Below are 23,095 nucleotides of genomic sequence, written 5' to 3' on the forward strand. Positions count from 1 at the left end.
TAACCACCCCGGGGCGCACCCGCCGGACGGTCAGGAGGCGCCGTCGGCGCGGAGGGGGAAGACGTTGGGGCGGGCCTCGTCGAGGAGGGTGCCGAGGACGGCGCCGATCTTGTCGGCCGGCATCGGCTTGAAGAAGTGGTAACCCTGGGCGGCGGTGCAGCCCAGCTCGGCCAGGGCCGAGCGCTGCTCGGCGGTCTCCACGCCCTCGGCGACGACCCGCAGGCCCAGCTCGTGGGCCAGCCCGACGGTGGTCCGCACGATCGCCGCCGCCTCCGGCGAGTCGGCCATCCGGATCACGAAGGAGCGGTCCACCTTGAGCTCGTCGACCGCGATCCGGGTGAGGAAGGTCAGCGAGGAGAAACCGGTGCCGAAGTCGTCCACCGCGAGCTGCACGCCCATCGACCGCAGCGTGCTGAGCACCTCGTCGATGACCTCCAGCTCGCTCATCACGACGGTCTCGGTGATCTCCAGGACCAGCCGGTCCGGCCGCACCTCGTGCCGCCGCAGCGCCTCGGCGATCTCGGCGGGCAGGCGGGGGTCGAGCAGGCTGCGCGCCGAGAGGTTGACCGAGATCGGCACGTCGAGCCCGTCCCGGGCCCAGCCGGCGGCGACGGCGAGCGCCTTGTCCAGCACGTAGCGGGTGAAGGCGCCGAGCTGCTCGCTGTTCTCCACCGGCCGGATGAAGTCGTGCGGGCCCAGCCAGCCCCGGCGCGGGTGCCGCCAGCGGATCAGCGCCTCCACCCCGGTCGGCGCGCCGGTGGCCAGGTCGACCGCCGGCTGCAACGCCAGCACCAACTGGTCGTCGGCCTTCAGCGCCTCGCGCAACTCCGCCAGCAGGGCCAGCTGGTCGGTGCTCGCGGCGTCCCTGGTGGAGTCGTACGCGGCGACGCTGCCGCCGCCCTCCTTGGCCTGGTACATCGCGATGTCGGCCCGGCGCAGCAGCTCGGTCAGGTCGGCGGTGCCGGCGTCGGCGACCACCACCCCGACGGAGACCTCGACGGACATCCGGACCCCCGCCACCTCGGTCGGCGCGGCGAGCCGCTCGGCGATCTCGCGGGCCTGCCGCAACGCGTACGCCATCGGGGCGGTCCGGTCGCCGAGCACCGGGACCGACGTCAGCAGCAGCGCGAACTCGTCGCCGCCGAGCCGCGCGAGCAGGTCACCGGGGCGGACGAGGGTGCCCAGCCGGTTGGCGGTCAACCGCAGCAACTGGTCGCCGGCGGCGTGCCCGAGGGTGTCGTTGACCTCCTTGAACTGGTTGATGTCGAGCAGCAGCAGCGCCACCGGGTGGTCGTGGGCGAGCTGCCGCAGCGCCTGGTCGCCCTTGCTGAGCATGGCCGAGCGGTTCACCAGCCCGGTGAGCTGGTCGTGCACCGCCTCGTACGACGAGCGGGCGGTGACCAGCCGCAGCTCCCGGTGGGTGGCGGCGTCGTGCAGGGCGGCGGCGAGGGCGTCGCCGAACGCGGCCACCGCGTCGCGCTCCCGCGCGGTCGGCGGCGCCGAGCGCGGGAAGCGGATCCGCAGCTCACCCACCCGGGCGGCGCCCACGGTGAGGCCGCGGACCAGCTCGTGCTCCTCGGGGTCGGTCCGTCCGGGTGGCGCGACCTCCCGGTCGACCAGGTGGCCGCCCGGGTCGCCCCGGTAGCGCCGCCACCGACCGTCGCCCCGGGCAACGTCGACGTGGACGAGTTCCGCGTTGAACAGCGTCAGCGCGCCGGTCACCGCCGCGGTGGCGACCCCCCGCTCGTCGAGCTGGTTGAGCGCGGCGGTGGCCTCGGCGAAGGCCCGCCAGGTGCGCCGCTCCTGGTCGGCGCGGAGCCGGTGCCGGTAGGTCTGCTGGAGCAGCCAGAGCGGCGGCGGGAGCAGCAGCAGCCAGCGCGCGTCGAGTTCCAGCAGCGCCACCACGACCAGCCCGACGGCGACGTTGCCGACGAACATCAGCAGCTTGCCGCGGAGCGCGGCGAGCAGCGGCGGGGCGATCGGGATCCCGTGCCGCAGCGCCAGGGTGGCCCCGCCCAGCCAGGCGGTGGCGAGCAGGTAGGCGACCGACCCCGCGACCACGGCCAGGGCGAGCCCCGGCGTCGGCGCGGCCAGCAGCGGCCGGCCGAGCGCGGTGGTGACCGAGACGGCCAGCGCGGTGGCGGCGGTCAGCGAGGCCGTGATCCGGACGACCTCCAGCACCGGGCGGCGGTCGCCCAGCAGTGACATCGCCGACCAGGCGAGCCCGGCGCCGAGCAGCGCGGCGGAGGGCAGCCAGCCGGCGGGTGCGAGGTAGAGACAGATGATCAGCGCGGCCTCGCCCCAGGTGATGCTCACCATCCCGGCGGCGGTGCGGAACCGCAGCCGGGCGAGCTGGGCGAGGGCGAACACGACGACGGCGACGCCGAACCGGGCCGGCCCGCCGAGCGGGTCGTCGGTGGGCAGGCGCGTCGGCAGCGTCCACCCCACCGCGGCGGCGACCAGGGCGGTCAGCGCGACGGCGGCGGTGAGCAGGAGCAGCCGCGGCGGGGTGCCGCGGCCTTCGAGCCGGTCGGGCGACTCGCCGGCCCTGCCGGAGGTCACCGATCCCCTCCGCCCGAGGGCCGGTCGCCGGTACGCCGGGCGGCCGCTGCTGTGGTGGTCATCGGCGCCCCCTCCCGCGCACGGCTCGGGAACTCTTGGTCCCCCCGGCGGAAGGCTAAGGCAAACCCGGTGACCGCAACAGGGGGCGACGACCCGGTTCGACGTGAATCATGCGTGGACTAGCCGTTGCGGCGCTGCTGACGCCCGTTGGGAGCGTCGGCGGATGAATCCTGCGGCCCGGTCCCGTCTGTCGGATCGACGACTGCCGCGTCGGCCCGGTGCGGGTCGACAGCCGACCCCTGCGCGGGGAACCGGTCGGGCAGCCGCCGCAGCCGGGCGTTCATGTTGCGGATCAACAGGATGGTGGCGGTCGCCAGGATCAGGATGAGGAAGAGGCCCATCGGCCCGGCCAGGCCACCCGAGCGGGTGTCCCCGAAGTTGTTCTGGGCGAGCACCTGTGCAGCGGTCAGCATGGCGTTCCTCCGGTGTGCGGTTGGTGACCAGGGTAGCCCGCAGCCGGATCAGCGGGCATGGACCGTCTCGCGCACCCCGGCGAAGAGGTCGGACTCGGGCAGCGGGCTGTCGACCAGCGAGCGGACGAGCTCGAAGTCCTCCGTGGGCCACGCGCGCCGCTGCACCTCCATCGGCACGTGGAACCAGAAGCCGTCCGGGTCGATCTGGGTGGCGTGGGCGCGCAGGGCGTCGTCGCGGACCGGGAAGTAGTCGGCGCACTCCACCCGGGTGGTGATCCGGGGGCCCTTGTCGGGCCGGTCGTCCCAGCGCTTGAGCCAGTCCTCGTAGGGCGACTCCAGGCCGGCGGCCAGCATCGCCTCGTGCAGCGCCATGATCTTGCCCTTGGAGAAGCCGATGTCGTAGTAGAGCTTGAGCGGCTGCCACGGCTCGCCCAGCTCCGGGTAGCGCTCCGGGTCGCCGGCGGCGTCGAAGGCGGCCACGCTGATCTTGTGGGTCATGATGTGGTCGGGGTGCGGGTAGCCACCCTCCTCGTCGTACGTGGTGACGACGTGCGGGCGGAACTGTCGCATCAGCCGCACCAGCGGGCCGGCCGCCACCTCGACGTCCTGCAGCGCGAAGCAGCCCTCCGGCAGCGGCGGCAGCGGGTCGCCCTCGGGCAGGCCGGAGTCGACGAAGCCGAGCCACGCCTGCTCGACGCCGAGGATGGCCCGCGCGGCGTCCATCTCGCCGCGGCGGATCTCGGCGATGTTGGCCCACACGTCCGGCCGGTCCATCTTGGGGTTCAGCACGCTGCCGCGCTCGCCGCCGGTGCACGTGACCACCAGGACGTCCACGCCCTCGGCCACGTACTTCGCGGTGGTCGCGGCACCCTTGCTCGACTCGTCGTCAGGGTGCGCGTGAACGGCCATCAGTCGCAGTCGCTCTGCCAACGTCGGCGCTCCTCGTCTCTGCCGCCCGGCGGACCCCCCGCGGGACCGCCCGGCTGACCTGCCGGAATCCTCCCCCCGCGCCGGAACCTGGCGGTGCCGACGTGTCATTCTTGACGACGGGACGGGCTGGGAAGATGGAACTCTGCCATTCTTGCCGATGCCGCCGACAACAACGCCAGGAGATACCCGCCGGTGACCGAGACGCACGCCACACTTACCCCTGGCGCGCCGGCCTTCCCGCCCGGCCGGTACGGCCGCCGCCGGGAGCCCGGCCGCCGCCGACCGCTGCTGGCGGCGCTGCTGGTGATCGCCCTCGTCGCGGTCCTGAGCCTGGTCACGGTCCGGCTCTACCGGCAGTACGGCGACCCGAACTACGACGCCCAGGTGATCACCTACACCGGGATAACCGACAGCCAGGTGCTGGTCGACTTCCGGGTCACCGTGCCGGACGGCGGCTCCGCGGTGTGCCTGCTGCGCGCCCGGGACCGCGACGGCGCCGAGGTGGCGAGGGAAGAGGTCACGGTGACCGCCCGGCCGGGCCGGCGGCAGGTGACCGCGCAACACCGGCTGGTCACCAGCGCCCGCCCCTTCATCGGCGAGGTGGTGCGCTGCCGGCCCCCGGCCTGAGCAGCCACGACGCGGGCCGGACGCGCCGGCACGACGGGCCGGCGGCGCCGAACCGGGGCACCGCCGGTGATCGTCGACACCCCCGTGTCGTACCGCACTGGTAACTTGGAGTTTCACCTGTCAGCCAGCACGCACATCTGAGGAGATCGCCTGTGTCCACTGGCAACGAGGCGCCCGCCACCTGGCTGTCCCAGGACGCATACGACCGGCTCCAGGCCGAGCTCGACGAGCTGATCGCCAACCGGCCGGTCATCGCCGCCGAGATCAACGCCCGGCGCGAGGAGGGCGACCTGCGGGAGAACGGTGGCTACCACGCCGCCCGCGAGGAGCAGGGCAAGGCGGAGGGGCGCATCCTCTACCTGAAGGAGCTGCTCCGCACCGCGCAGGTCGGCGAGGCGCCGACCGCCGACGTGGTGTCCCCCGGCATGGTCGTCACGATCTACTTCGACGACGACAAGGACGACACCGAGACGTTCCTGCTCGGCTCCCGGGAGATCGCGTCGACGACCGAGCTGACGGTCTACAGCCCCGAGTCCGCGCTGGGCAAGGCGATCCTGGGCGGTCGGGCCGGCCAGACCTGCACCTACACGGCCCCCAGCGGCGCCGACATCAAGGTGACCGTGGTCAGCTTCGAGCCGTTCTCCGGCTGATCCGCACCGCCCGGGCCGAGCCCGACGCGACGATCCGCGCGACCCCGCTGAGGCGTGGCACCACCGGTGTCACGCCTCAGCCGCGAAGACCACCTGGTAGCCGCTGGCCCGCAACGCGCTGATCAGCGTGTCGGAGTGCTCGACGCCGCGCGTCTCCACCGACAGCGCCACCTCCACCTCGCCCAGGCGCAGGTGCGGGTTGGCCCGCTGGTGCTCCACGTCCACCACGTTCGCCCGGTGCTCGGCGATCTCGCTGAGCAGCGAGGCGAGCTGACCCGGACGGTCCGAGCAGCGCACGGTCACCCGCAGGTAGCGCCCGGCCGCGGCGAGGCCGTGCTCGATCACCCGGAGCATCAGCAGCGGGTCGATGTTGCCGCCGGAGAGCACCGCCACGACCGGCGGCTCCACCTCGACCGCGCCCGCCAGCAACGCGGCCACGCCCACCGCGCCGGCCGGCTCCACCACCTGCTTGCCGCGCTCCAGCAACATCAGCAGCGCCCGGGAGATGTCCTCCTCGGAGACCGTGACGATCTCGTCGACCAGCTTGCGGACGTGGGTGAAGGTGAGCTCCCCCGGCCGGCCGACGGCGATGCCGTCCGCGATCGTGCTGAACGACGGGAGGCGTACCGGCTCGCCGGCCACCAGGCTGGGCGGAAAGGCCGCCGCGCTCGCCGCCTGCACGCCGACGATCCGCACGTCCGGCCGCAGCGCCTTGGCGGCCACCGCCATGCCGGAGACCAGACCACCGCCGCCCACCCCGGTGATGATCGTCTTGACCTCGGGGCACTGTTCGAGGATCTCCAGGGCCACCGTGCCCTGCCCGGCGATCACGTCCCGGTGGTCGAAGGGGTGGATGAGCGTCGCCCCGGTCCGCTCGGCGAAGGTCTGCGCCGCGACCAGGGACTCGTCGACCGTGTTGCCGACCAGTTCGACCCCCGCGCCGTACCCCTTGGTGGCGGCGACCTTCGGCAGCGGCGCGTTCACCGGCATGAAGACGGTGGCGTGCGTGCCGACGAGGCCGGCGGCGAGCGCCACCCCCTGGGCGTGGTTGCCGGCGCTCGCCGCGACCACACCGTTGGCCCGTTCCGCCGCCGACAGCCGGGAGATCCGCACGTACGCGCCGCGCACCTTGTACGAGCCGGCGCGCTGCAGGTTCTCGCACTTGAGCCACGTCGGCCCGCCCAGCGCCGCGCTGAGCGGGCGGGAGGGCTCCAGCGGGGTGGTCCGGGTGACGCCCGCGAGCAGTTCCCGCGCGGCCCGTACGTCGGCGAGACCGACCAGTTCCGTCATGCCCTGATCGTGCCACCCGCCGCCCCCGCCGACGCGCCCACGCCCGCGTGTCAGACGGCGGCGGGAATGCGGGGGTAGCCGGGGGCGTGGCGGGACCAGGGGGCCTGCATCTCGAACTGGCCGGCGACGCCGAGCAGCAGCAGCTCGCTGCCGGGCGGGCCGATCAGCTGCACGCCGACCGGCAGCCCGTCCGGGCGGCGGCCGACCGGCACCACCAGGGCGGGCAGGCCGGCGATGTTCCACGGCGCGGCGAACGGGGCGTACCGGATGCTGGCCAGCATGTTGGCCCGCCAGGACCGGCCGGACCAGCCCTCGGCCGCCGGTGGCACGGTGGCCAGGGCCGGGGTGAGCAGCAGGTCGATCGAGTGGTCGGCGAAGAAGCCGATCGAGCGTTCGCGCCAGGCGGCCCGGTCGGTCTCCCGGACGTACCCGCGCCGCTGCGCCCACTCGCCGAGGGCGACGTGCCGGCGGCTGCGCCGCTGGAGGCCGCGCCGGTCCAGCCCGGCGGCGCGGACGTCGGCGGCCGCCGCGGCGAACCACGTGGCGATGCCCTGCAGGCCCAGCGCCGTCGGATAGACCGGATCGGCCGGCACGGTGTCGTGACCGGCGCCTGCCAGCAGCCGGCCCGCGGCGGCGACCGCGTCGCGGTTGGGCTGGTCGGGGTGCACACCCCGCACCGGCGAGCGGAGCGAGACGCCCACCCGCAGCCGCTGCGGCGGGACCAGCTTCTCCGGGCGGCGGCCGGCCAGCACCGAGAAGCCGACGGCCGCGTCGGCGACCGTGCTGGTGAGCGTGCCGTGCTCGGTGAGGCCGAACCAGTCGTCCGCGCCGAGCTGGCAGGGAATCACCCCCCGGCCCGGCTTGAGCCCGAGCAGGCCGCAGCAGGCCGCCGGGATGCGGATCGAGCCGAGGCCGTCGGTGCCGTGGGCGATCGGCACCAGCCCGGCGGCGACCGCGGCGGCCGCGCCACCGGAGGAGCCACCCGGGGTGCGCCCGGTGTCCCAGGGGTTGCGGGTGACGGCGGTCTCGTCGTCGGTGATGCCCCACAGGCCGAGCTCGGGCATCCGGGTCACCCCGAGGATCACCGCGCCGGCGCCACGCAACCGGCGGACCACCTCGTGGTCGGCCTCCGCCACCGGCGTACGCACGGCGGCCGACCCGTTCCAGGTGGGCAGGCCGGCGACCGCGGTGTTCTCCTTGACCGCCACCGGCACCCCGGCCAGCGGCAGGTTGGCCAGGTCCTCCTGCTCGTCGACCTTCTCCGCCTCGGTGATCGCCTCCCCGCCGCGTACCGCGCGGAACGCGGCGAGGTCGGCGTCGACCCGGGCGATGTGGTCCAGGTGGTCCGCGACGACCTGGGTGGCCGTGACGTCGCCCCGGCGTACGCCCCGGGCGATCTGCTTGGCGGTCGCCCCCACCCAGGTCGGCATGATGTCCTGCACGGCCACCCTCCCAGCCAGCGGTCAGCCCAGCGCCTGCTCCAGATCGGCGAGCAGGTCGTCGACCGTCTCGATGCCGACAGACAGTCGCACGAGATCGCCGGGAACTTCAAGCGGCGAGCCGGCGGCACTTGCGTGTGTCATCCGGCCCGGGTGCTCGATCAGGGATTCCACGCCGCCGAGCGACTCGGCGAGCACGAACAGCTTGGCCCGGTTGCAGATCTCGACGGCGTGCTCCTCGCCGCCGGCCGCACGGAAGGAGATCATCCCACCGAACCGGCGCATCTGCTTGGCGGCCACCTCGTGGCCGGGGTGCGAGGGCAGCCCCGGATAGATGACCTGGCCGACCTTGGCGTGCCCGTCCAGGTAGGCCGCGATCCGCTCGGCGTTGTCGCAGTGCCGGTCCATGCGTACACCGAGGGTCTTGATCCCGCGCAGGGTGAGCCACGCGTCGAAGGGACCGTTGATCGCGCCCATCGCGTTCTGGTGGTAGCGCAGTTCCTCGCCGAGCCCGGCGTCCGCCGTGACGAGCGCGCCGCCGACCACGTCGGAGTGACCGCCGACGTACTTGGTGGTGGAGTGCACCACCACGTCCGCGCCGTGCGCGATCGGCTGCTGCAGGTACGGCGAGGCGAAGGTGTTGTCGACCACCAGCAGGGCGCCCGCGTCGTGCGCGACGGCGGCCAGCGCGGCGATGTCGGCGATGCCGAGCAGCGGGTTGGTGGGCGTCTCCACCCAGACGATCTTCGTGGTGCCGGGGCGGATCGCGGCCCGGATCGCGTCCGTGTCGGAGACCTTCGCCGGGGTGAAGTCCAGCCCCCAGCGCTCGGCGACCCGGGCGAAGAGCCGGTACGTGCCGCCGTACGCGTCGTCGGGGATCACCACGTGGTCGCCCGGCTTGCAGACGGTGCGCAGCAGGGTGTCCTCGGCGGCCAGGCCGCTGGCGAAGGCGAGCCCGACGGACCCGCCCTCCAGCGCGGCGAGGCACTCCTGGAGCGCGTCGCGGGTCGGGTTGCCGGAGCGGCTGTACTCGTAGCCCAGCCGGGGCGCGCCGACGGCGTCCTGGGCGTAGGTGCTGGTCTGGTAGATCGGTGGGATCACCGCGCCCGTGCGGGCCTCCGGGTCCTGACCGGCGTGGATGGCGAGCGTCTCGAAGCCGTGACTCATGCCGGTGAGGCTAGCCGCCCCGGGGGCGGGGGGCGGCACAACCCGCGCCCGGCGACGACGCGGCGGCGCCGTGCGCCACGGCGCGGCCGCGCGCCGTGCGCGCCACGGTGCGGCCGCCGCTCGCGGTCGCGGTTACCCTGCCCGGATGAGCGGGTGCGTGTTCTGCGGGATCGTGGCCGGCGAGGTGCCGGCGTTCCGGGTGGCCGACGAGCCGGACGGGACGGCGTTCCTGGACACCCGGCCGGTCTTCCGGGGGCACGTGCTGGTGGTGCCGCGCACGCACCTGGTCACCCTGGCGGAGCTGCCGGCCGACCTGCTGACCGGCTACTTCGGCCTGGTGCGGCGGCTGGCGGTCGCGGTGGAGACCGGCCTGGGGGCCGGCGGGACGTTCGTGGCGATGAACAACAAGGTGTCCCAGTCCGTCCCGCACCTGCACACCCACGTGGTGCCCCGGACGAAGGGCGACGGGCTGCGCGGCTTCTTCTGGCCCCGCACCCGCTACGCCGACGACGCGGAGGCGCAGGAGTACGCCGCCCGGATCACCGCCGCCCTCTGACGCGACGGTCCACACCGTGCCACCGCGCCCGCCCGGACATCGCGCCGGCCTGAGTGCCGACGGGGCGGGTAAGGAAGGCGGGTCCGGCGGTGTTGCACGCTGGGAGAGGTACGAGAGGAGTCCCACCGTGTTCCTGCGCCGCATGAAGGCCGAGCTGCCCACCCCCGACCAGGCCCTGCCCGGTCGCCTCATCGCGATGCCCATCGCGGACCGGCACGAGGTGCTGGGCACCCCGCTCAAGGGTCCGTTCCCGGAGGGCTCGCAGGTGGCCGTGTTCGGCATGGGCTGCTTCTGGGGCGCCGAGCGGCTGTTCTGGACCCTGCCCGGCGTGATCACCACGTCCGCCGGCTACGCGGGCGGCATCACGCCGAACCCGACGTACGAGGAGGTGTGCTCGGGCATGACGGGGCACGCCGAGGTGGTCCAGGTGGTCTACGACCCCACCAGGATCAGCTACGAGGACCTGCTCAAGGTCTTCTGGGAGAACCACGACCCGACCCAGGGCATGCGCCAGGGCAACGACGTCGGCACCCAGTACCGGTCGACGATCTACGCGACCACCGACGAGCAGCTCGCCACCGCGCGGGCGTCCCGGGACGCGTTCGCGCCGATCGTGGCGCGCGCCGGCAAGGGCGAGATCACCACGGAGATCGACCGGCTGGGCGAGTACTACTTCGCCGAGGACTACCACCAGCAGTACCTCGCACCGACGAAGAACCCGAACGGGTACTGCAACCACGGCCCGAACGGGCTGAGCTGCCCGGTGGGCATCGCCCGCACCGCCGGCTGAGCCGGCACCGCCCACTGAGCCGCCATCGCCCACCGAGCCATCGCCGGCTGAGCCGGCACGCACCCGCGAACGGGCCTGCGGTGTTTGTCACACCGCGGGCCCGTTTCCGATTCGGGCACCGGGCGGGGCCAGGCCGGAAACGCCCCGCCACGACCCGTCGGGCGGGCGAGGCCGGGCATCCTAGCAACCGCACACCCTCGTCGGCATCAGCTCAACGGGCGGACCCGGCCGGCCTCTGGCAGCATTGCCTCGCATGTGCGGACTTGCGGGAGAGTTCCGCCGTGACGGCTCGCGCGCCGACGTGTCGGCGGTGGAGCGCATGGCGGCCACGATGAGCGACCGGGGGCCCGACGACAGCGGCGTCTGGGCCCAGGGCCCGACGGCCCTCGGACACCGACGCCTGAAGATCATCGACCTCTCCGCCGCGAGCGGCCAGCCCCTGGTCGACCCCGGCGCGGGACTGACCGGCGTGTTCAACGGGTGCATCTACAACTACCGGGAGCTGCGCGCGGAACTCCAGGCGAAGGGGCACCGCTTCTTCTCCGCCGGCGACAGCGAGGTCGTGCTCAAGGCGTACGCCGAGTGGGGGCTCGACTTCGTCGACCACCTGGTCGGCATGTTCGCCGTGGCGATCAGCGAGCGGGACACCGGCCGGCTGGTGCTGGCCCGGGACCGGCTCGGCATCAAGCCGCTCTACGTGGCCGAGACGCCGGGCGTGGTGCGCTTCGCCAGCACCCTGCCCGCGCTGCTGGCCGGCGGCGGGATCGACACCGGCATCGACCCGGTCGCGCTGGCGCACTACCTGAGTTTCCACAGCATCGTGCCGCCGCCGCGCACCATCCTGCGCGGCGTCGCGAAGCTGCCCCCGGCGACCGTACGGGTCTACGAGCCGGACGGCCGCACCTCCGAGCGGACCTACTGGGACCCGGCCTTCACCCGCTCCGCCGAGCGGGCCGGCTGGTCCGAGCGGGACTGGCAGGACGCCCTGCTGGAGTCGCTCACCACCGCCGTGCGCCGGCGGATGGTCGCCGACGTGCCGGTCGGCGTGCTGCTCTCCGGCGGGCTCGACTCCAGCCTGGTGGTCGCGCTGCTCGCCGGCGAGGGCCAGCGCGGGCTGTCCACCTTCTCCATCGGCTTCGACTCCGTCGGCGGCCGGGAGGGCGACGAGTTCCGCTACTCCGACCTGGTCGCGAAGACGTTCGACACCGACCACCACCAGATCCGGGTGGCCGCCGCCGACCTGGTGCCGCCGCTGGAGGCGGCCGTAGCCGCCATGTCCGAGCCGATGGTCAGCCACGACTGCGTCGCGTTCTACCTGCTCAGCGAGGTGGTCGCGCAGCACGTCAAGGTGGTCCAGTCCGGCCAGGGCGCGGACGAGATCCTCGGCGGTTACCACTGGTACCCGCCGCTCGCCGAGGTCGGCCGGGACGGGGCGCTCGACACGTACGCCCGGGCCTTCTTCGACCGGGACGCGGCCGGGCTGGCCCGGGTGCTCAACCCGGCCTGGCTGGCCGACGGCGACCCGGCGCGGGAGTTCGTGGCCGCGCACCTCGGCCGGGCCGGCGCGGAGACCGCGGTCGACGCCGGGCTGCGGATCGACACCCAGGTCATGCTGACCGACGACCCGGTCAAGCGGGTGGACAACATGACCATGGCGCACGGGCTGGAGGCCCGCGTGCCGTTCCTCGACCACGAGTTCGTCGAGCTGGCCGCGAGCTGCCCGCCGGAGCTGAAGCTGGCGCAGGGCGGCAAGGGGGTGCTCAAGGAGATCGGCCGTCGGGTGCTGCCGCACGAGGTCATCGACCGGCCGAAGGGCTACTTCCCGGTCCCGGGCCTCACCCACCTGGAGGGCAAGCTCCTCGACCGGGTACGCGACGCGCTCTCCGCGCCGGAGGCCCGCCGCCGGGACCTGTTCCGCGCCGACTACGTCGACGCGCTGCTCGCCGACCCGAACGCCGAACTGACCCCGCTGAACGGAAACAAGCTGTGGCAACTCGGACTCCTGGAAATGTGGCTCCAGAGCCACGGAATCGACTGACCGTGACCGACACCATGGCCACCGGCTCCGCCCGGACCAGCCGGTTCCGCGACCCCCGCCGGCGGGAGCCCGTCGGGCCCGGCGGCGACCCCATGGCCCCGGGCACGCCGGAGCCCCCCACCCGCGAGGGCGACACCGACGTGGTGCTGGACTGCGGCTGGGGCCGGCTCGTCTTCGGGCAGACCTTCACCGACCAGGCCGCCGTCGCCGCCGTGCTGCGCTCCGAGGCCGCCGGTTCCCGGGACATCTGCATCTACCTGCGGGACCCGCACGTCCTGGTGTCCCGGCTGCCCGACGAGCTGTTCATCGACCCGTCGCTGACCTACCGGCTGCCGCTCGACGGCGACCGGCCGGCCGACGACGACGTGCCGGGGCTGACGATCCGCCCGCTGCGGGACGCGGCCGACGCGGACGCGGTGAACCGGATCTACGCCCGCAACGGCATGGTCACCGCCCCGGTCGACGTGCTCGTGGCCAACGCCCGCACCGAGCGCTTCCTGCACCTCGTGGCCGAGGACGCCACCGGCGAGGTGGTCGGCACCATCACCGGCGTGGACCACGTCGCGGTCTTCGACGACCCGGAGAACGGGGCCAGCCTGTGGTGCCTCACCGTCGACTTCAACACCGCGCCGCCCGGCACCGGGCAGGCCCTGATCACGGCGCTGGCCGCCCGGCTGGTCGCGCGCGGCCGGGCGTACGTGGACCTGTCCGTGCTCGCCGAGAACGCCGGGGCGATCCGGCTCTACGAGCGGCTCGGCTTCTACCGGACGTCGACGCTCTGCGTGAAGCGGAAGAACCCGATCAACGAGCGGCTCTTCCTGCCCGCCACACCCGAGGGGTACGACCAGCTCAACCCGTACGCGAAGATCGTCGCCGACGAGGCGATGCGGCGCGGCATCCGGGTGGAGGTCACCGACCCGGCCTGGGGTGAGCTGCGGCTGAGCAACGGCGGACGGACGATCCTGACCCGCGAGTCGCTGTCGGAGCTGACCTCGGCGGTGGCGATGAGCCGCTGCGACGACAAGCGGGTGACCCGCCGGATCCTCGCCGAGGCGGGGCTGTCGGTGCCGCGCGGGCGCACGGCCACCGGCGACGACGGCGACGCCGCCTTCCTCGCGGAGGTGGGCCGGGTGGTGGTCAAGCCGGCACGGGGCGAGCAGGGCAACGGCATCACGGTGGGCGTACGGACCCCCGAGGCGCTGGCCGCCGCCGTCGAACTGGCCGCCCGGTTCTGCCCCGACGTGCTGATCGAGGAGATGCGCACCGGCGAGGACCTGCGGGTCGTCGTCATCGACCACGAGGTGGTGGCCGCCGCGGTCCGCCGCCCCGCCTCGATCACCGGCGACGGGGTGCACGACATCGCCGAGCTGATCGAGCGGCAGAGCCGCCGCCGGGCCGCCGCCACCGGCGGCGAGTCCACGATCCCGCTCGACGACATGACCCGGGACGTCATCGCCGAGGCCGGCCACGAGCCGCACGACGTGCTGCCCGAGGGGCAGGTGCTGACCGTACGCAAGACCGCCAACCTGCACACCGGCGGCACCATCCACGACGTCACGGCGGAGCTGCACCCGGCGATCGCCGAGGCGTGCGTGACGGCGAGCCGCGCGCTCGACATCCCGGTCACCGGGCTGGACCTGCTGGTCCCCGCCCCGGACGGGCCCGAGCACGTCTTCATCGAGGCCAACGAGCGGCCCGGCCTGGCCAACCACGAGCCGCAGCCGACCGCCGAACGCTTCGTCGACCTGCTCTTCCCCGGCACCCGCGCGCCGCAGCGGCTCTGGTCCCCGGTCGGCCCGGGAGGCGCCGCGTGAGCCCGAGGCCGCTGGAGATCGACCTGGACTACCTGCGGCAGGTGTTGGTGGAGCTGCTGGAGATCCCGAGCCCGTCGGGGCGCACCGACCACGTGCAGCAGTACGTGGGCGAGCGGCTCTCCGCGCTCGGCATCGGCTCCACGCTGACCCGGCGCGGCGCGTTGAGCGCCTGCCTGCCCGGCCCCCGCCAGACCGGGGCCGACCGGGCCATCGTGGTGCACACCGACACCATCGGCGGCATGGTCAAGCGGCTGAAGGAGAACGGGCGGCTGGAGCTCAAGCCGATCGGCACGCACAGCGCCCGGTTCGCCGAGGGCGCGCACGTGCGGATCTTCACCGACGACCTGGACCGGGTGATCACCGGCCAGGTGCTCCCGCTCAAGGCCAGCGGCCACCGCTACAACGAGGCCGTCGACTCCCAGGGCATCGGCTGGGAGCAGGTCGAGGTGCGGATCGACGAGCCGGTCGACGACGTCGCCGGGCTGCGCGCGCTCGGCATCGACGCCGGGGACTTCGTCGCGTTCCTGCCGGACCCGACGGTCACCCCCAGCGGGTACGTCAAGTCCCGGCACCTCGACGACAAGGCGGGCGTGGCGGCGGTGCTGACCGCGTTCAAGGCGATGGTCGACGCCGGCGTACGCCCGGCGGTCACCGCGCACCTGCTGGTCACCGTGACGGAGGAGATCGGGCACGGGGCCAGCCACGGGCTGGACCCGGACGTCGCCGAGATCGTCTCGGTGGACGCGGCGGTGGTCGCCCCCGGCCAGCAGTCCCGGGAGGACGCGGCCACCCTGGCGATGGGCGACGGCGTAGGGCCGTTCGACTACCACCTGACCCGCAACCTGGCCTCGATCGCCGCCGAGCACGGGGTGCGCCTGGTCCGGGACGTCTTCGACTACTACCGCTCGGACGTGGCGGCGGCGGTGGAGGCCGGGGCGCACGCCCGGGTGGCGCTGCTCGGTTTCGGCGTGGACGCCACCCACGGGCACGAGCGCACCCACCTCGACGGGCTGCGCCAGCTCACCCAACTGCTCTGCCTCTACCTCCAGAGCGACCTGGTCTTTCCCGAGTGGGACGCCGAACCGGAGGGCGACCTGGCCGACTTCCCGTCACTGGCGGTGCAGCCGGCCAGCGAGGAGGGCCCCCGCGAGGGTCCGATCGGCATCGCCGAGACCTCCTGACCGCCGCGCCGGCCCGGTCGGTCGACCGGGTCGCCGGCCCGGTCGGGGCCGGCGGGCTATTCCCGCCGGCTCTGTGATCGAAATCCGTTGCCGGCGGCGTGAGGGCTCGATAGCGTGGCCGTACACGGGAAAGGAGGTGGTCCAGACTTGTATAGCAATCGGACTCGTGAGGTGGCTGTCCGCTAGCCGCTGTCCTCGACAGTAAACCCGTCCGCCGCGAGGCGGGCACAGGCACCATCGTCGAGACCGTGTGGCAGCGGTGCGGCGAATCCACGACAGCCACCCGACCCCCGGGGTGCCGGCCCAGTCCAGCCGGCCCGCGCGCGAGCGCGGAAGCCCCGGGGGTCGACCCTTTTCCGCCTCGTGCCGGGCGAGCAGCCGGAGGTCACCGTGTCGATGCGCGAGCTGGTGGTGCTCGGGACGGCCAGCCAGGCGCCGACCCGGCAGCGCAACCACAACGGGTACGTGCTGCGCTGGGACGACGAGGTGATCCTCTTCGACCCGGGCGAGGGCAGCCAGCGGCAACTGCTGCACACCCCGGTCACCGCCACCGACCTGACCCGCGTCTGCGTCACCCACTTCCACGGCGACCACTGCCTCGGCCTGCCCGGCACCATCCAGCGGCTCTCGCTGGACCGGGTGCCGCACCCGGTGGCGGTGCACTTCCCCGCCGGCGGCGCGGAATACTTCGCCCGGCTGCGGCACGCCAGCTCCTTCCACGAGACCGCCGAGCTGCGCGTCGAGCCGATCGAGGCCGACGGGCAGCGCATCACCCTGGGCGTCGGCACGCTGGAGGCCCGCCGGCTGAAGCACCCGATCGAGACGTACGGCTACCGGCTCGTCGAGCCGGACGGCTGCCGGATGCTGCCGGCGAAGCTGGCCGCGTACGGCATCGCCGGGCCGGCGGTCGGAGAGCTGATCCGGGTCGGCCACCTCGACCTGGACGGACGCCGCGTCACCCGCGAGGAGGTGAGCGTGCCCCGGCCGGGGCAGCGGTTCGCCTTCGTCATGGACACCGGGCTCTGCGACGGGGTGTACGCCCTCGCCGAGCACGCCGACCTGCTGGTCATCGAGTCGACCTTCCTCGACTCGGAGGCCGCGCTGGCCGCCGAGGTCGGCCACCTCACGGCGGGCCAGGCCGCGCGGGTGGCGGCCGAGTCGGGCGTACGCCGGCTCGTGCTCACCCACTTCTCCCAGCGGTACGCCGACGCGAGCCGATTCGCCGACGAGGCTCGCGCGCACTTCGACGGCGACCTGGTGATCGCCGAGGACCTGACCACCGTGCAGGTCCCGCCCCGGCGGGTAGCCTCGGCCGGATGACGGTCATCCTCCGCCCGGCCACCGAGGTCGACCTGATGCCGGTCGGCGCCCTGCACCAGCGGTCCCGGGTGGCGACGTACGCGTCCTTCCTGCCGCCCGAGGCGCTGGCCGAGCCGGGGCCGGAGGCGATGGGACGGTACTGGGTCGAACGCTGGCGCTGGGAACGCGACGACCACCGGATGACCGTCGCCGAACGCGACGGGCGGCTGGTCGGCTTCAGCTATCTCGGCCCCGACGACGAGGGCGACCCGGCGACGGGCCTGCTCAACGCCATCCACCTCGATCCGGCCGAGCGCGGCCGGGGCACCGGGCGGGCGCTGATGGTCGACGCGCTGGCCGCCATGCGCTCGCGCGGCCGGTCCCGGGCGGCGCTCTGGGTGCTGGAGGGCAACGCGGACGCGCGCCGCTTCTACGAACGCGGCGGCTGGACCCCCGAGGGCTCCCGGCGGGAGGAACACATCGGCGCGGCCGTCACCGACCAACTGCGGTACGCCCGCCCCCTCTGACGACGTACGGCCCCTCCGCCGCGGAGGGGCCGTACGTGTCTGTCGGTCGGTGGTTCAGCGGGCGCCGAGGTGGGCGAGCAGGTCCTGCCGGGTGAGGACGCCCTTCGGCTTGCCGTCGACCAGCACCAGGGCGGCGTCGGACTTCTCCAGCAGGCCCACCGCCTCGCTCACCGGCTGCCCGCCGCCGATCATCGGCAGCGGCTCGGCCATGTGCCGCTCGATGGTGTCGTGCAGGTGCGCCTGCCCGGTGAACAGCGCGTCGAGCAGGTCCTTCTCGGCGATCGACCCGGCCACCTCGCCGGTGACCACCGGGGGCTCGGCCTTGAGCACCGGCAGCTGCGAGACGCCGTACTCGCGCATGTAGTCGATCGCGTCGCGGACCGTCTCGGTCGGGTGGACGTGCACCAGCTCGGGCAGGCCGCCCGGCTTGCTGGCCAGCGCGTCGGCGACGGTCGGCTCGGTGCCCGAGTTGTCCAGGAAGCCGTACCGGGCCATCCAGGTGTCGTTGAAGATCTTCGACAGGTAGCCCTTGCCGCTGTCCGGCAGGAGCACCACGACCACGTCGTCCGGGCCGGCCTTGCGGGCGACCTCCAGGGCGGCCACCACGGCCATGCCGCAGGAGCCGCCGACCAGCAGCCCCTCCTCGCGGGCCAGCCGCCGGGTCATCTCGAACGACGCCTTGTCGGAGACCTCGACGATCTCGTCGGCGACGCCCCGGTCGTACGTCTCCGGCCAGAAGTCCTCGCCGACGCCCTCGACCAGGTAGGGCCGGCCGGTGCCGCCGGAGTAGACCGAGCCCTCCGGGTCGGCGCCGATGACCCTGACCCGCCCCTCCGAGGCCTCCTTGAGGTAGCGGCCGATGCCGGAGATGGTGCCGCCGGTGCCGACGCCCGCCACGAAGTGGGTGAGCCCGCCCCCGGTCTGCTCCCACAGCTCCGGGCCGGTGGTCTCGTAGTGCGAGCGCGGGTTGGCCGGGTTGCTGTACTGGTTGGGCTTCCAGGCGCCGGGGATCTCGCGGGCCAGCCGGTCGGAGACGTTGTAGTAGGAGCGCGGGTCCTCCGGCGCCACGGCGGTCGGGCAGACCACCACCTCCGCGCCGTACGCCCGCAGCACGTCCTGCTTGTCCTGGCTGACCTTGTCGGGGCAGACGAAGACGCACCGGTAGCCCTTGAGCTGGGCCACCAGGGCCAGGCCGACGCCGGTGTTGCCGCTGGTCGGCTCGACGATCGTGCCGCCGGGCTGGAGGATGCCCGCCTTCTCCGCGTCCTCCACCATCCGCAGCGCGATCCGGTCCTTGACCGACCCGCCCGGGTTGAGGTACTCCACCTTCGCCAGCACGGTGGCCTGGATGCCGGCCGTGACGTTGCGCAGCCGTACCAGCGGGGTGTTGCCGATCAGCTCGACGACGTTGTCGTAGTACCGCACCTCGTTGTGCCCTTCTCCTCCGGCGCCGCCGGCGGCGGCCGGGCAGACGTTTTCTCGACGCCCCAGGGTACGTCGGCTCAGGACACCACGTGCCCGGGGATCGTGGAGCTGCGACGGGTCTCCCACTCCAGGAACCGCTCGGTCTCGGCGAGCACGCTGCCGGCCAGCCAGGTCACCATGACCGCGTCGTCGGCCAGCCCGAAGATCGCCAGCGGGATCTCCGGCAGCAGGTCGACCGGCGAGACGATGTACGCCGTCGCGGCGGTCATCAGCGCCAGCCGCAGCCCGCCGTCGTACTCCCCCCGGGCGGTCGCCCGGATCATCCGGGGCAACGCCGCCAGCCGGGCCCCGAGCGACGGGCCGCCCCGCGACCCGGCCGCGAGCGCCCTCGCCAGCGCGCTGAACGCCGCGCTCCGCTTCAGTGTCTTCCCCATGTTCGGCCCCTCTCCGCGTGCCAGCGTGACGTGCCGGCGCAACTGCCGCCCGCGCACCCGAACAGGTACCCAGGACCGTCGCCTTCCAGCCACCCGCGAGCCGACACGACGACGGCGGCGTGTCGTGCCGGCGCGATAATGTCGCTGTATGGGGGTCGCTGGTTCCGTCGTCCCGGTTGGTTCGCGCTGGCAGCGCGCTCGGCAGATCGCCCGCCTCGCGGCGATCGGCACGGGCGCGACCGCGGCGGCCGCCGTGGCGACCGGCGGCGTGCTCCTCGGGCAGGCCCGGCAGGCGCGCCGCACGATCCCGATGGCCGAGGCGCCGCCGCCCCGCTGCGACGGGGTCTACGGCGCGAAGCTGCCCGGCCCGCCGGTCACCATGGTCGTGCTCGGTGACTCGTCGGCGGCCGGCTACGGCGTGCACCGCCGCCGGGAGACGCCGGGCGCGCTGCTGGCCACCGGCCTGTCCCGCCGCCTGCAGCGGCCCGTCCGGCTGCACCGCTTCGCCGTGGTCGGCGCCATCTCCTCCGGGCTGAAGCACCAGGTGGAGGCGGCGCTGGAGTGCGGGCCCGACGTCGCGGTGATCCTGATCGGCGGCAACGACGTGACCAACCGCACGCCGCTCGGCCTGGCGGTGCGCTATCTCGTCGAGGCGGTCCGCACGCTGCGCGCCGCCGGCTGCGAGGTGGTCGTCGGCACCTGCCCCGACCTGGGCGCGATCCAGCCGATCCAGCCGCCGCTGCGCTGGCTGGCCCGGCGCTGGAGCCGGCAGCTCGCCGCCGCCCAGACGGTGGCCGTGGTCGAGGCCGGCGGCTGGACGGTCTCCCTCGGCGACCTGCTCGGCCCCCGGTTCGCCGCCGAGCCGACGCGGATGTTCGCCTGGGACCGGTTCCACCCCTCGGCGGAGGGCTACGCGGTGGCCGCCGCCGCGCTGCTGCCGACGGTGCTCTCCGCGCTCGGCACCGGGCAGGAGCGGCGCCCTGCGCCGGCCCGGGACGAGGGCGTACGCTCGCTGCCCGCGGCCGCGCAGGAGGCGGCCCGGCAGCCGGGCACCGAGGTCAGCGGCACGCGGGTGCGGGGGCGCGAACGCGGTCCCGCCGGCCGGTGGGCGCAACTGCGCCGACGGGCGTTCTTCGGTGTCGGCGCGGTGCCGCAACCCGGTCCGGCCGCCGACTCAGCCACACTGGAGGGACTGGCATGAGCGAGCGCTTCATCCCCTCGGGGCTCGCCGGTCGACTGGGTCGGGCCGCGACGCTCTCCCTGATCGCCGGCACGGTCGGCGGCGCCGCCGTCCTCGCCGGCCAGGCCTTCGTCGCCCGGCACCGCCAGTACGCCCAGCCGGAGCTGGGGCTGGCGCTGCGCGCCACGGTGGGTCGCACCGGCGCCCCGCCGCTGCGCCTGGTGCTGCTCGGCGACTCGTCCGCCCTCGGCGTCGGGGTCGAGCACCTCGACGACACCATCGGCGGCCAGCTGGCCAACCTGCTCGCCGAGGGTCCGAACGGCCGGCGGGTGCACCTGTCCAGCGTCGGCGTCTCCGGCTCCCGCTCGACCGACCTGGCCACGCAGGTGGCCCGGGCCCTGCTCGGCGAGCGTCCCGACGTGGCGGTGATCCTGATCGGGGCCAACGACGCCACCACCCTGCGTCGGCCGGCGGACGCCGCCGCCTACCTCGGGGCGGCCGTCCACCGGCTCCGCGAGGCCCGGGTCGAGGTGGTCGTCGGCACCTGCCCCGACCTCGGCGCCGTACGCGCGATCGCGCCGCCGCTGCGGCACGTGGTCGGCTGGTCGGGGCGGCGGGTCGCCCGCGCCCAGACGGCGGCGGTGCTCGAGGCCGGCGGCACGGTGGTCGACCTGGCCACCGAGGCGGGCCCGGTGTTCCGGGCCGACGCCGGCACGCTGTGCCACGACGGCTACCACCCCTCCGCCGACGGCTACCGGGTTTGGGCGCACGCCCTGCTGCCCGCCGTCGCGGCGGCCGCCGCGGTCGCCTCCCGCCACTAGCGCCGGCCGGCCCGTCCGGGCGCGCGGCCCGGCTCCGCGGGCGCCGCGCCCCCTGCCGGACGTGACATTTCCCGGCCGGCCGGCAGCTTCCGCGTGAAGTTACCGACGGGTTAACGTTGGTGCATGCCGACTGAGTCGTCCCGCGACGCCGTCATCGTCGCCACCGCCCGCTCCCCCATCGGCCGGGCGCACAAGGGGTCCCTGCGCGACGTCCGTCCGGACGACCTCGCCGCGACCATCGTGCGGGCCGCCCTGGACAAGATCCCCCAGCTCGACCCGAGCGAGATCGACGACCTCTACCTGGGCTGCGGCCTGCCCGGCGGCGAGCAGGGCTTCAACATGGCCCGGGTGGTCGCCACCCTGATGGGCCTGGACACCCTGCCCGGCGCGACCCTGACCCGCTACTGCGCGTCCTCGCTGCAGACCACCCGGATGGCGATGCACGCGATCCGGGCTGGCGAGGGTGACGTCTTCGTCTCCGCCGGCGTGGAGACCGTCTCCCGGTACGCCCGCGGCAACTCCGACGGCCTCCCGCCGGAGGCGCAGGCGCTGGTCGGTGGCGGCTGGGAGAACCCGCGCTTCGCGGCGGCGGCCGAGCGCTCGAAGGCCCGCGCCCAGGGCGGCGCCCCGGTCTGGACCGACCCGCGCGAGGCCGGCGAGCTGCCGGACATCTACCTGACCATGGGGCAGACCGCCGAGAACCTGGCCCAGGTGTACGACGTGACCCGCGCCGACATGGACGAGTTCGGCGTACGCAGCCAGAACCTCGCCGAGAAGGCGATCGCCGACGGCTTCTGGGCCCGGGAGATCACCCCGGTCACCACGCCGGACGGCACGGTGGTCAGCGCCGACGACGGCCCCCGCCCCGGGGTCACCCTGGAGGCGGTCTCCGGCCTTAAGCCGGTGTTCCGTCCGGACGGCCGGATCACCGCCGGCAACTGCTGCCCGCTCAACGACGGCGCGGCCGCCGTGGTGATCATGAGCGCCCAGCGGGCGAAGGACCTCGGGATCACCCCGCTGGCCCGGATCGTCTCCACCGGCGTGACCGCCCTCTCGCCGGAGATCATGGGCCTGGGCCCGGTCGAGGCCACCCGGCAGGCGCTCAAGCGGGCCGGCATGACCATCGACGACGTCGACCTGGTGGAGATCAACGAGGCGTTCGCCGCCCAGGTGATCCCCTCGTACCGCCAGCTCGACATCCCGCTGGAGAAGCTGAACGTGATGGGCGGGGCGATCGCCGTCGGGCACCCGTTCGGCATGACCGGCGCCCGGATCACCGGCACCCTGCTCAACGCGCTCGACTGGCACGACAAGACGATCGGCCTGGAGACCATGTGCGTCGGCGGCGGCCAGGGCATGGCCATGGTGATCGAACGCCTGAGCTGACACCGGAGCCCGTCCGCCGACAGCGGCGGACGGGCACGGGGCGGGCCGGCCCCGCGGACGGGCCGCGCCGGACCGGCGGACTAGAGCGCGCCGCGGGTCGCCGTCACCTCGGCGGCGGCCCGCGCCAGCACCTCGGGCGGCGGGGCCGCGGCGACCAGGTCGGCGGCCACCACCCGGAGCTGGTCGGGCAGCGCGAGGTCGTTGTCTAGCCGGGGCACCACCCGCCGGGGCCCGCCCTCGGCGTCGGCGGCGAGGTTGGCGATCTCCTGCACCAGCCGGTGCACCAGGTCGGCCCGCGACACGTTGCCACCGGCGGCCGTGGCCGCCCAGCGCGGCTGCTGCCAGTGCCCCACCTGACGGACCAGCAACTCCACCGCCCGGTCCAGTTCCCCTGCGCTCATCGCCGTCGAGTCTACGAACCCGCCCCGCCCGCCGGCGCCGTGGCTGCCCGCCGCGCTGGCCGGCACCGCGCTGGCCGGGATCGCGCTGGTCGTGGTGATCTCCTG

The 23,095-nt window shown here is 74.2% G+C and carries 20 protein-coding genes and 1 pseudogene; 12 read left to right on the forward strand and 9 right to left on the reverse strand.

Going from position 1 to position 23,095, the window contains the following annotated elements; genetic code table 11:
• Positions 1-30 precede the first annotated feature (30 nt).
• From ACSNOB_RS20860 to mca, 3 genes are all read right to left on the reverse strand, one after another.
• Complete coding sequence (locus ACSNOB_RS20860) at positions 31-2,499, reverse strand: putative bifunctional diguanylate cyclase/phosphodiesterase (RefSeq protein ID WP_436688161.1); 2,469 nt, start codon at positions 2,497-2,499, stop codon at positions 31-33.
• Between the two features lie 242 nt (positions 2,500-2,741).
• Positions 2,742-3,035, reverse strand: coding sequence for a hypothetical protein (locus ACSNOB_RS20865; protein WP_393102634.1), 294 nt, complete (start codon positions 3,033-3,035; stop codon positions 2,742-2,744).
• Between the two features lie 48 nt (positions 3,036-3,083).
• Positions 3,084-3,965 carry a mycothiol conjugate amidase Mca gene (mca, locus tag ACSNOB_RS20870; protein WP_393102632.1) on the reverse strand — a complete coding sequence of 294 codons (882 nt, stop codon included), beginning with the start codon at positions 3,963-3,965 and terminating at the stop codon, positions 3,084-3,086.
• Positions 3,966-4,157: 192 nt separating this feature from the next.
• Between mca and ACSNOB_RS20875 the strand changes: the two genes are divergently transcribed.
• Entirely contained in the window at positions 4,158-4,592 is a 435-nt protein-coding gene (locus tag ACSNOB_RS20875) for a DUF4307 domain-containing protein (protein WP_436688150.1), read from the forward strand.
• A 152-nt stretch (positions 4,593-4,744) separates the two neighbouring features.
• The gene (gene greA, locus ACSNOB_RS20880; RefSeq protein ID WP_091097597.1) at positions 4,745-5,242 is read left to right on the forward strand and encodes a transcription elongation factor GreA; all 498 of its coding nucleotides are present in this window, start codon (positions 4,745-4,747) and stop codon (positions 5,240-5,242) included.
• A gap of 69 nt (positions 5,243-5,311) precedes the next feature.
• On the opposite strand, the gene ilvA is transcribed toward greA, so the two are convergent.
• From ilvA to ACSNOB_RS20895, 3 genes are read right to left on the reverse strand one after another with little or no spacing between them, the layout of a single operon-like run.
• The gene (ilvA, locus tag ACSNOB_RS20885) at positions 5,312-6,532 is read right to left on the reverse strand and encodes a threonine ammonia-lyase (RefSeq protein ID WP_436688151.1); all 1,221 of its coding nucleotides are present in this window, start codon (positions 6,530-6,532) and stop codon (positions 5,312-5,314) included.
• A gap of 50 nt (positions 6,533-6,582) precedes the next feature.
• A complete protein-coding gene (locus ACSNOB_RS20890; RefSeq protein ID WP_436688152.1) occupies positions 6,583-7,980 on the reverse strand; it encodes an amidase in 1,398 nt (465 codons plus the stop codon).
• 15 nt (positions 7,981-7,995) lie between these two features.
• Positions 7,996-9,138 (reverse strand): cystathionine gamma-synthase, encoded by a 1,143-nt coding sequence (locus tag ACSNOB_RS20895; protein WP_436688153.1) that lies wholly within the window; start codon positions 9,136-9,138, stop codon positions 7,996-7,998.
• Positions 9,139-9,283: 145 nt separating this feature from the next.
• Here ACSNOB_RS20895 and ACSNOB_RS20900 point away from each other — a divergent pair, with 145 nt between their 5' ends.
• The 7 genes from ACSNOB_RS20900 to ACSNOB_RS20930 all read left to right on the forward strand — a co-directional run bounded on the left by ACSNOB_RS20900 (position 9,284) and on the right by ACSNOB_RS20930 (position 17,343).
• Positions 9,284-9,694 (forward strand): HIT family protein, encoded by a 411-nt coding sequence (locus tag ACSNOB_RS20900; RefSeq protein WP_393102622.1) that lies wholly within the window; start codon positions 9,284-9,286, stop codon positions 9,692-9,694.
• Between the two features lie 127 nt (positions 9,695-9,821).
• A complete protein-coding gene (gene msrA, locus ACSNOB_RS20905) occupies positions 9,822-10,484 on the forward strand; it encodes a peptide-methionine (S)-S-oxide reductase MsrA (RefSeq protein WP_436688154.1) in 663 nt (220 codons plus the stop codon).
• Between the two features lie 253 nt (positions 10,485-10,737).
• Positions 10,738-12,522 (forward strand): N-acetylglutaminylglutamine amidotransferase, encoded by a 1,785-nt coding sequence (locus ACSNOB_RS20910; RefSeq protein ID WP_436688155.1) that lies wholly within the window; start codon positions 10,738-10,740, stop codon positions 12,520-12,522.
• A gap of 14 nt (positions 12,523-12,536) precedes the next feature.
• Positions 12,537-14,336, forward strand: coding sequence for an N-acetylglutaminylglutamine synthetase (ngg, locus tag ACSNOB_RS20915; RefSeq protein ID WP_436688162.1), 1,800 nt, complete (start codon positions 12,537-12,539; stop codon positions 14,334-14,336).
• On the forward strand, positions 14,333-15,517 hold the full coding sequence (locus ACSNOB_RS20920; RefSeq protein ID WP_436688156.1) for an osmoprotectant NAGGN system M42 family peptidase: 1,185 nt from the start codon (positions 14,333-14,335) through the stop codon (positions 15,515-15,517). The genes ngg and ACSNOB_RS20920 overlap by 4 nt, the downstream gene beginning before the upstream one ends.
• 390 nt (positions 15,518-15,907) lie before the next feature.
• Positions 15,908-16,837: a ribonuclease Z gene (locus tag ACSNOB_RS20925; protein WP_436688163.1), complete on the forward strand. Its 930-nt coding sequence runs from the start codon at positions 15,908-15,910 to the stop codon at positions 16,835-16,837.
• A complete protein-coding gene (locus ACSNOB_RS20930) occupies positions 16,834-17,343 on the forward strand; it encodes an N-acetyltransferase family protein (protein WP_436688157.1) in 510 nt (169 codons plus the stop codon). The genes ACSNOB_RS20925 and ACSNOB_RS20930 overlap by 4 nt, the downstream gene beginning before the upstream one ends.
• A 54-nt stretch (positions 17,344-17,397) precedes the next feature.
• Here ACSNOB_RS20930 and ACSNOB_RS20935 read toward each other — a convergent pair whose 3' ends face one another.
• Both ACSNOB_RS20935 and ACSNOB_RS20940 read right to left on the reverse strand, forming a co-directional pair.
• A complete protein-coding gene (locus ACSNOB_RS20935; protein WP_436688158.1) occupies positions 17,398-18,768 on the reverse strand; it encodes a cystathionine beta-synthase in 1,371 nt (456 codons plus the stop codon).
• Positions 18,769-18,845: 77 nt separating this feature from the next.
• The gene (locus ACSNOB_RS20940) at positions 18,846-19,202 is read right to left on the reverse strand and encodes a YkvA family protein (RefSeq protein ID WP_436688159.1); all 357 of its coding nucleotides are present in this window, start codon (positions 19,200-19,202) and stop codon (positions 18,846-18,848) included.
• A gap of 148 nt (positions 19,203-19,350) precedes the next feature.
• On the opposite strand from ACSNOB_RS20940, the pseudogene ACSNOB_RS20945 reads away from it, so the two are divergent.
• From ACSNOB_RS20945 to ACSNOB_RS20955, 3 genes and pseudogenes are all read left to right on the forward strand, one after another.
• Positions 19,351-20,411: pseudogene (locus tag ACSNOB_RS20945) on the forward strand (SGNH/GDSL hydrolase family protein); the annotation flags it as partial.
• Entirely contained in the window at positions 20,400-21,203 is an 804-nt protein-coding gene (locus ACSNOB_RS20950) for an SGNH/GDSL hydrolase family protein (RefSeq protein WP_436688164.1), read from the forward strand. The pseudogene ACSNOB_RS20945 and the gene ACSNOB_RS20950, both read left to right, overlap by 12 nt.
• Before the next feature lie 123 nt (positions 21,204-21,326).
• Positions 21,327-22,589: an acetyl-CoA C-acetyltransferase gene (locus ACSNOB_RS20955; RefSeq protein ID WP_436688160.1), complete on the forward strand. Its 1,263-nt coding sequence runs from the start codon at positions 21,327-21,329 to the stop codon at positions 22,587-22,589.
• Positions 22,590-22,669: 80 nt separating this feature from the next.
• Here the strand turns inward: ACSNOB_RS20955 and ACSNOB_RS20960 are convergent, their stop codons facing one another.
• Positions 22,670-22,990, reverse strand: coding sequence for a hypothetical protein (locus tag ACSNOB_RS20960; RefSeq protein WP_436688165.1), 321 nt, complete (start codon positions 22,988-22,990; stop codon positions 22,670-22,672).
• Positions 22,991-23,095: the final 105 nt, after the last annotated feature.

Origin of the sequence: Micromonospora sp. URMC 106 (assembly GCF_051386395.1) — a bacterium.
In the GTDB taxonomy this organism is placed as follows: Bacteria; Actinomycetota; Actinomycetes; order Mycobacteriales; family Micromonosporaceae; genus Micromonospora.

What these genes read in the sequence shown, in the direction of transcription:
- ACSNOB_RS20865 (WP_393102634.1), bottom strand. Translation starts at nt 3,035, where the DNA reads ATGCTGACCGCTGCACAGGTGCTCGCCCAGAACAACTTCGGGGACACC.
- ilvA (WP_436688151.1), bottom strand. Translation starts at nt 6,532, where the DNA reads ATGACGGAACTGGTCGGTCTCGCCGACGTACGGGCCGCGCGGGAACTG.
- ACSNOB_RS20895 (WP_436688153.1), bottom strand. Translation starts at nt 9,138, where the DNA reads ATGAGTCACGGCTTCGAGACGCTCGCCATCCACGCCGGTCAGGACCCG.
- ACSNOB_RS20900 (WP_393102622.1), top strand. Translation starts at nt 9,284, where the DNA reads ATGAGCGGGTGCGTGTTCTGCGGGATCGTGGCCGGCGAGGTGCCGGCG.
- ACSNOB_RS20910 (WP_436688155.1), top strand. Translation starts at nt 10,738, where the DNA reads ATGTGCGGACTTGCGGGAGAGTTCCGCCGTGACGGCTCGCGCGCCGAC.
- ngg (WP_436688162.1), top strand. Translation starts at nt 12,537, where the DNA reads ATGGCCACCGGCTCCGCCCGGACCAGCCGGTTCCGCGACCCCCGCCGG.
- ACSNOB_RS20930 (WP_436688157.1), top strand. Translation starts at nt 16,834, where the DNA reads ATGACGGTCATCCTCCGCCCGGCCACCGAGGTCGACCTGATGCCGGTC.
- ACSNOB_RS20940 (WP_436688159.1), bottom strand. Translation starts at nt 19,202, where the DNA reads ATGGGGAAGACACTGAAGCGGAGCGCGGCGTTCAGCGCGCTGGCGAGG.
- ACSNOB_RS20950 (WP_436688164.1), top strand. Translation starts at nt 20,400, where the DNA reads ATGAGCGAGCGCTTCATCCCCTCGGGGCTCGCCGGTCGACTGGGTCGG.
- ACSNOB_RS20955 (WP_436688160.1), top strand. Translation starts at nt 21,327, where the DNA reads ATGCCGACTGAGTCGTCCCGCGACGCCGTCATCGTCGCCACCGCCCGC.
- ACSNOB_RS20960 (WP_436688165.1), bottom strand. Translation starts at nt 22,990, where the DNA reads ATGAGCGCAGGGGAACTGGACCGGGCGGTGGAGTTGCTGGTCCGTCAG.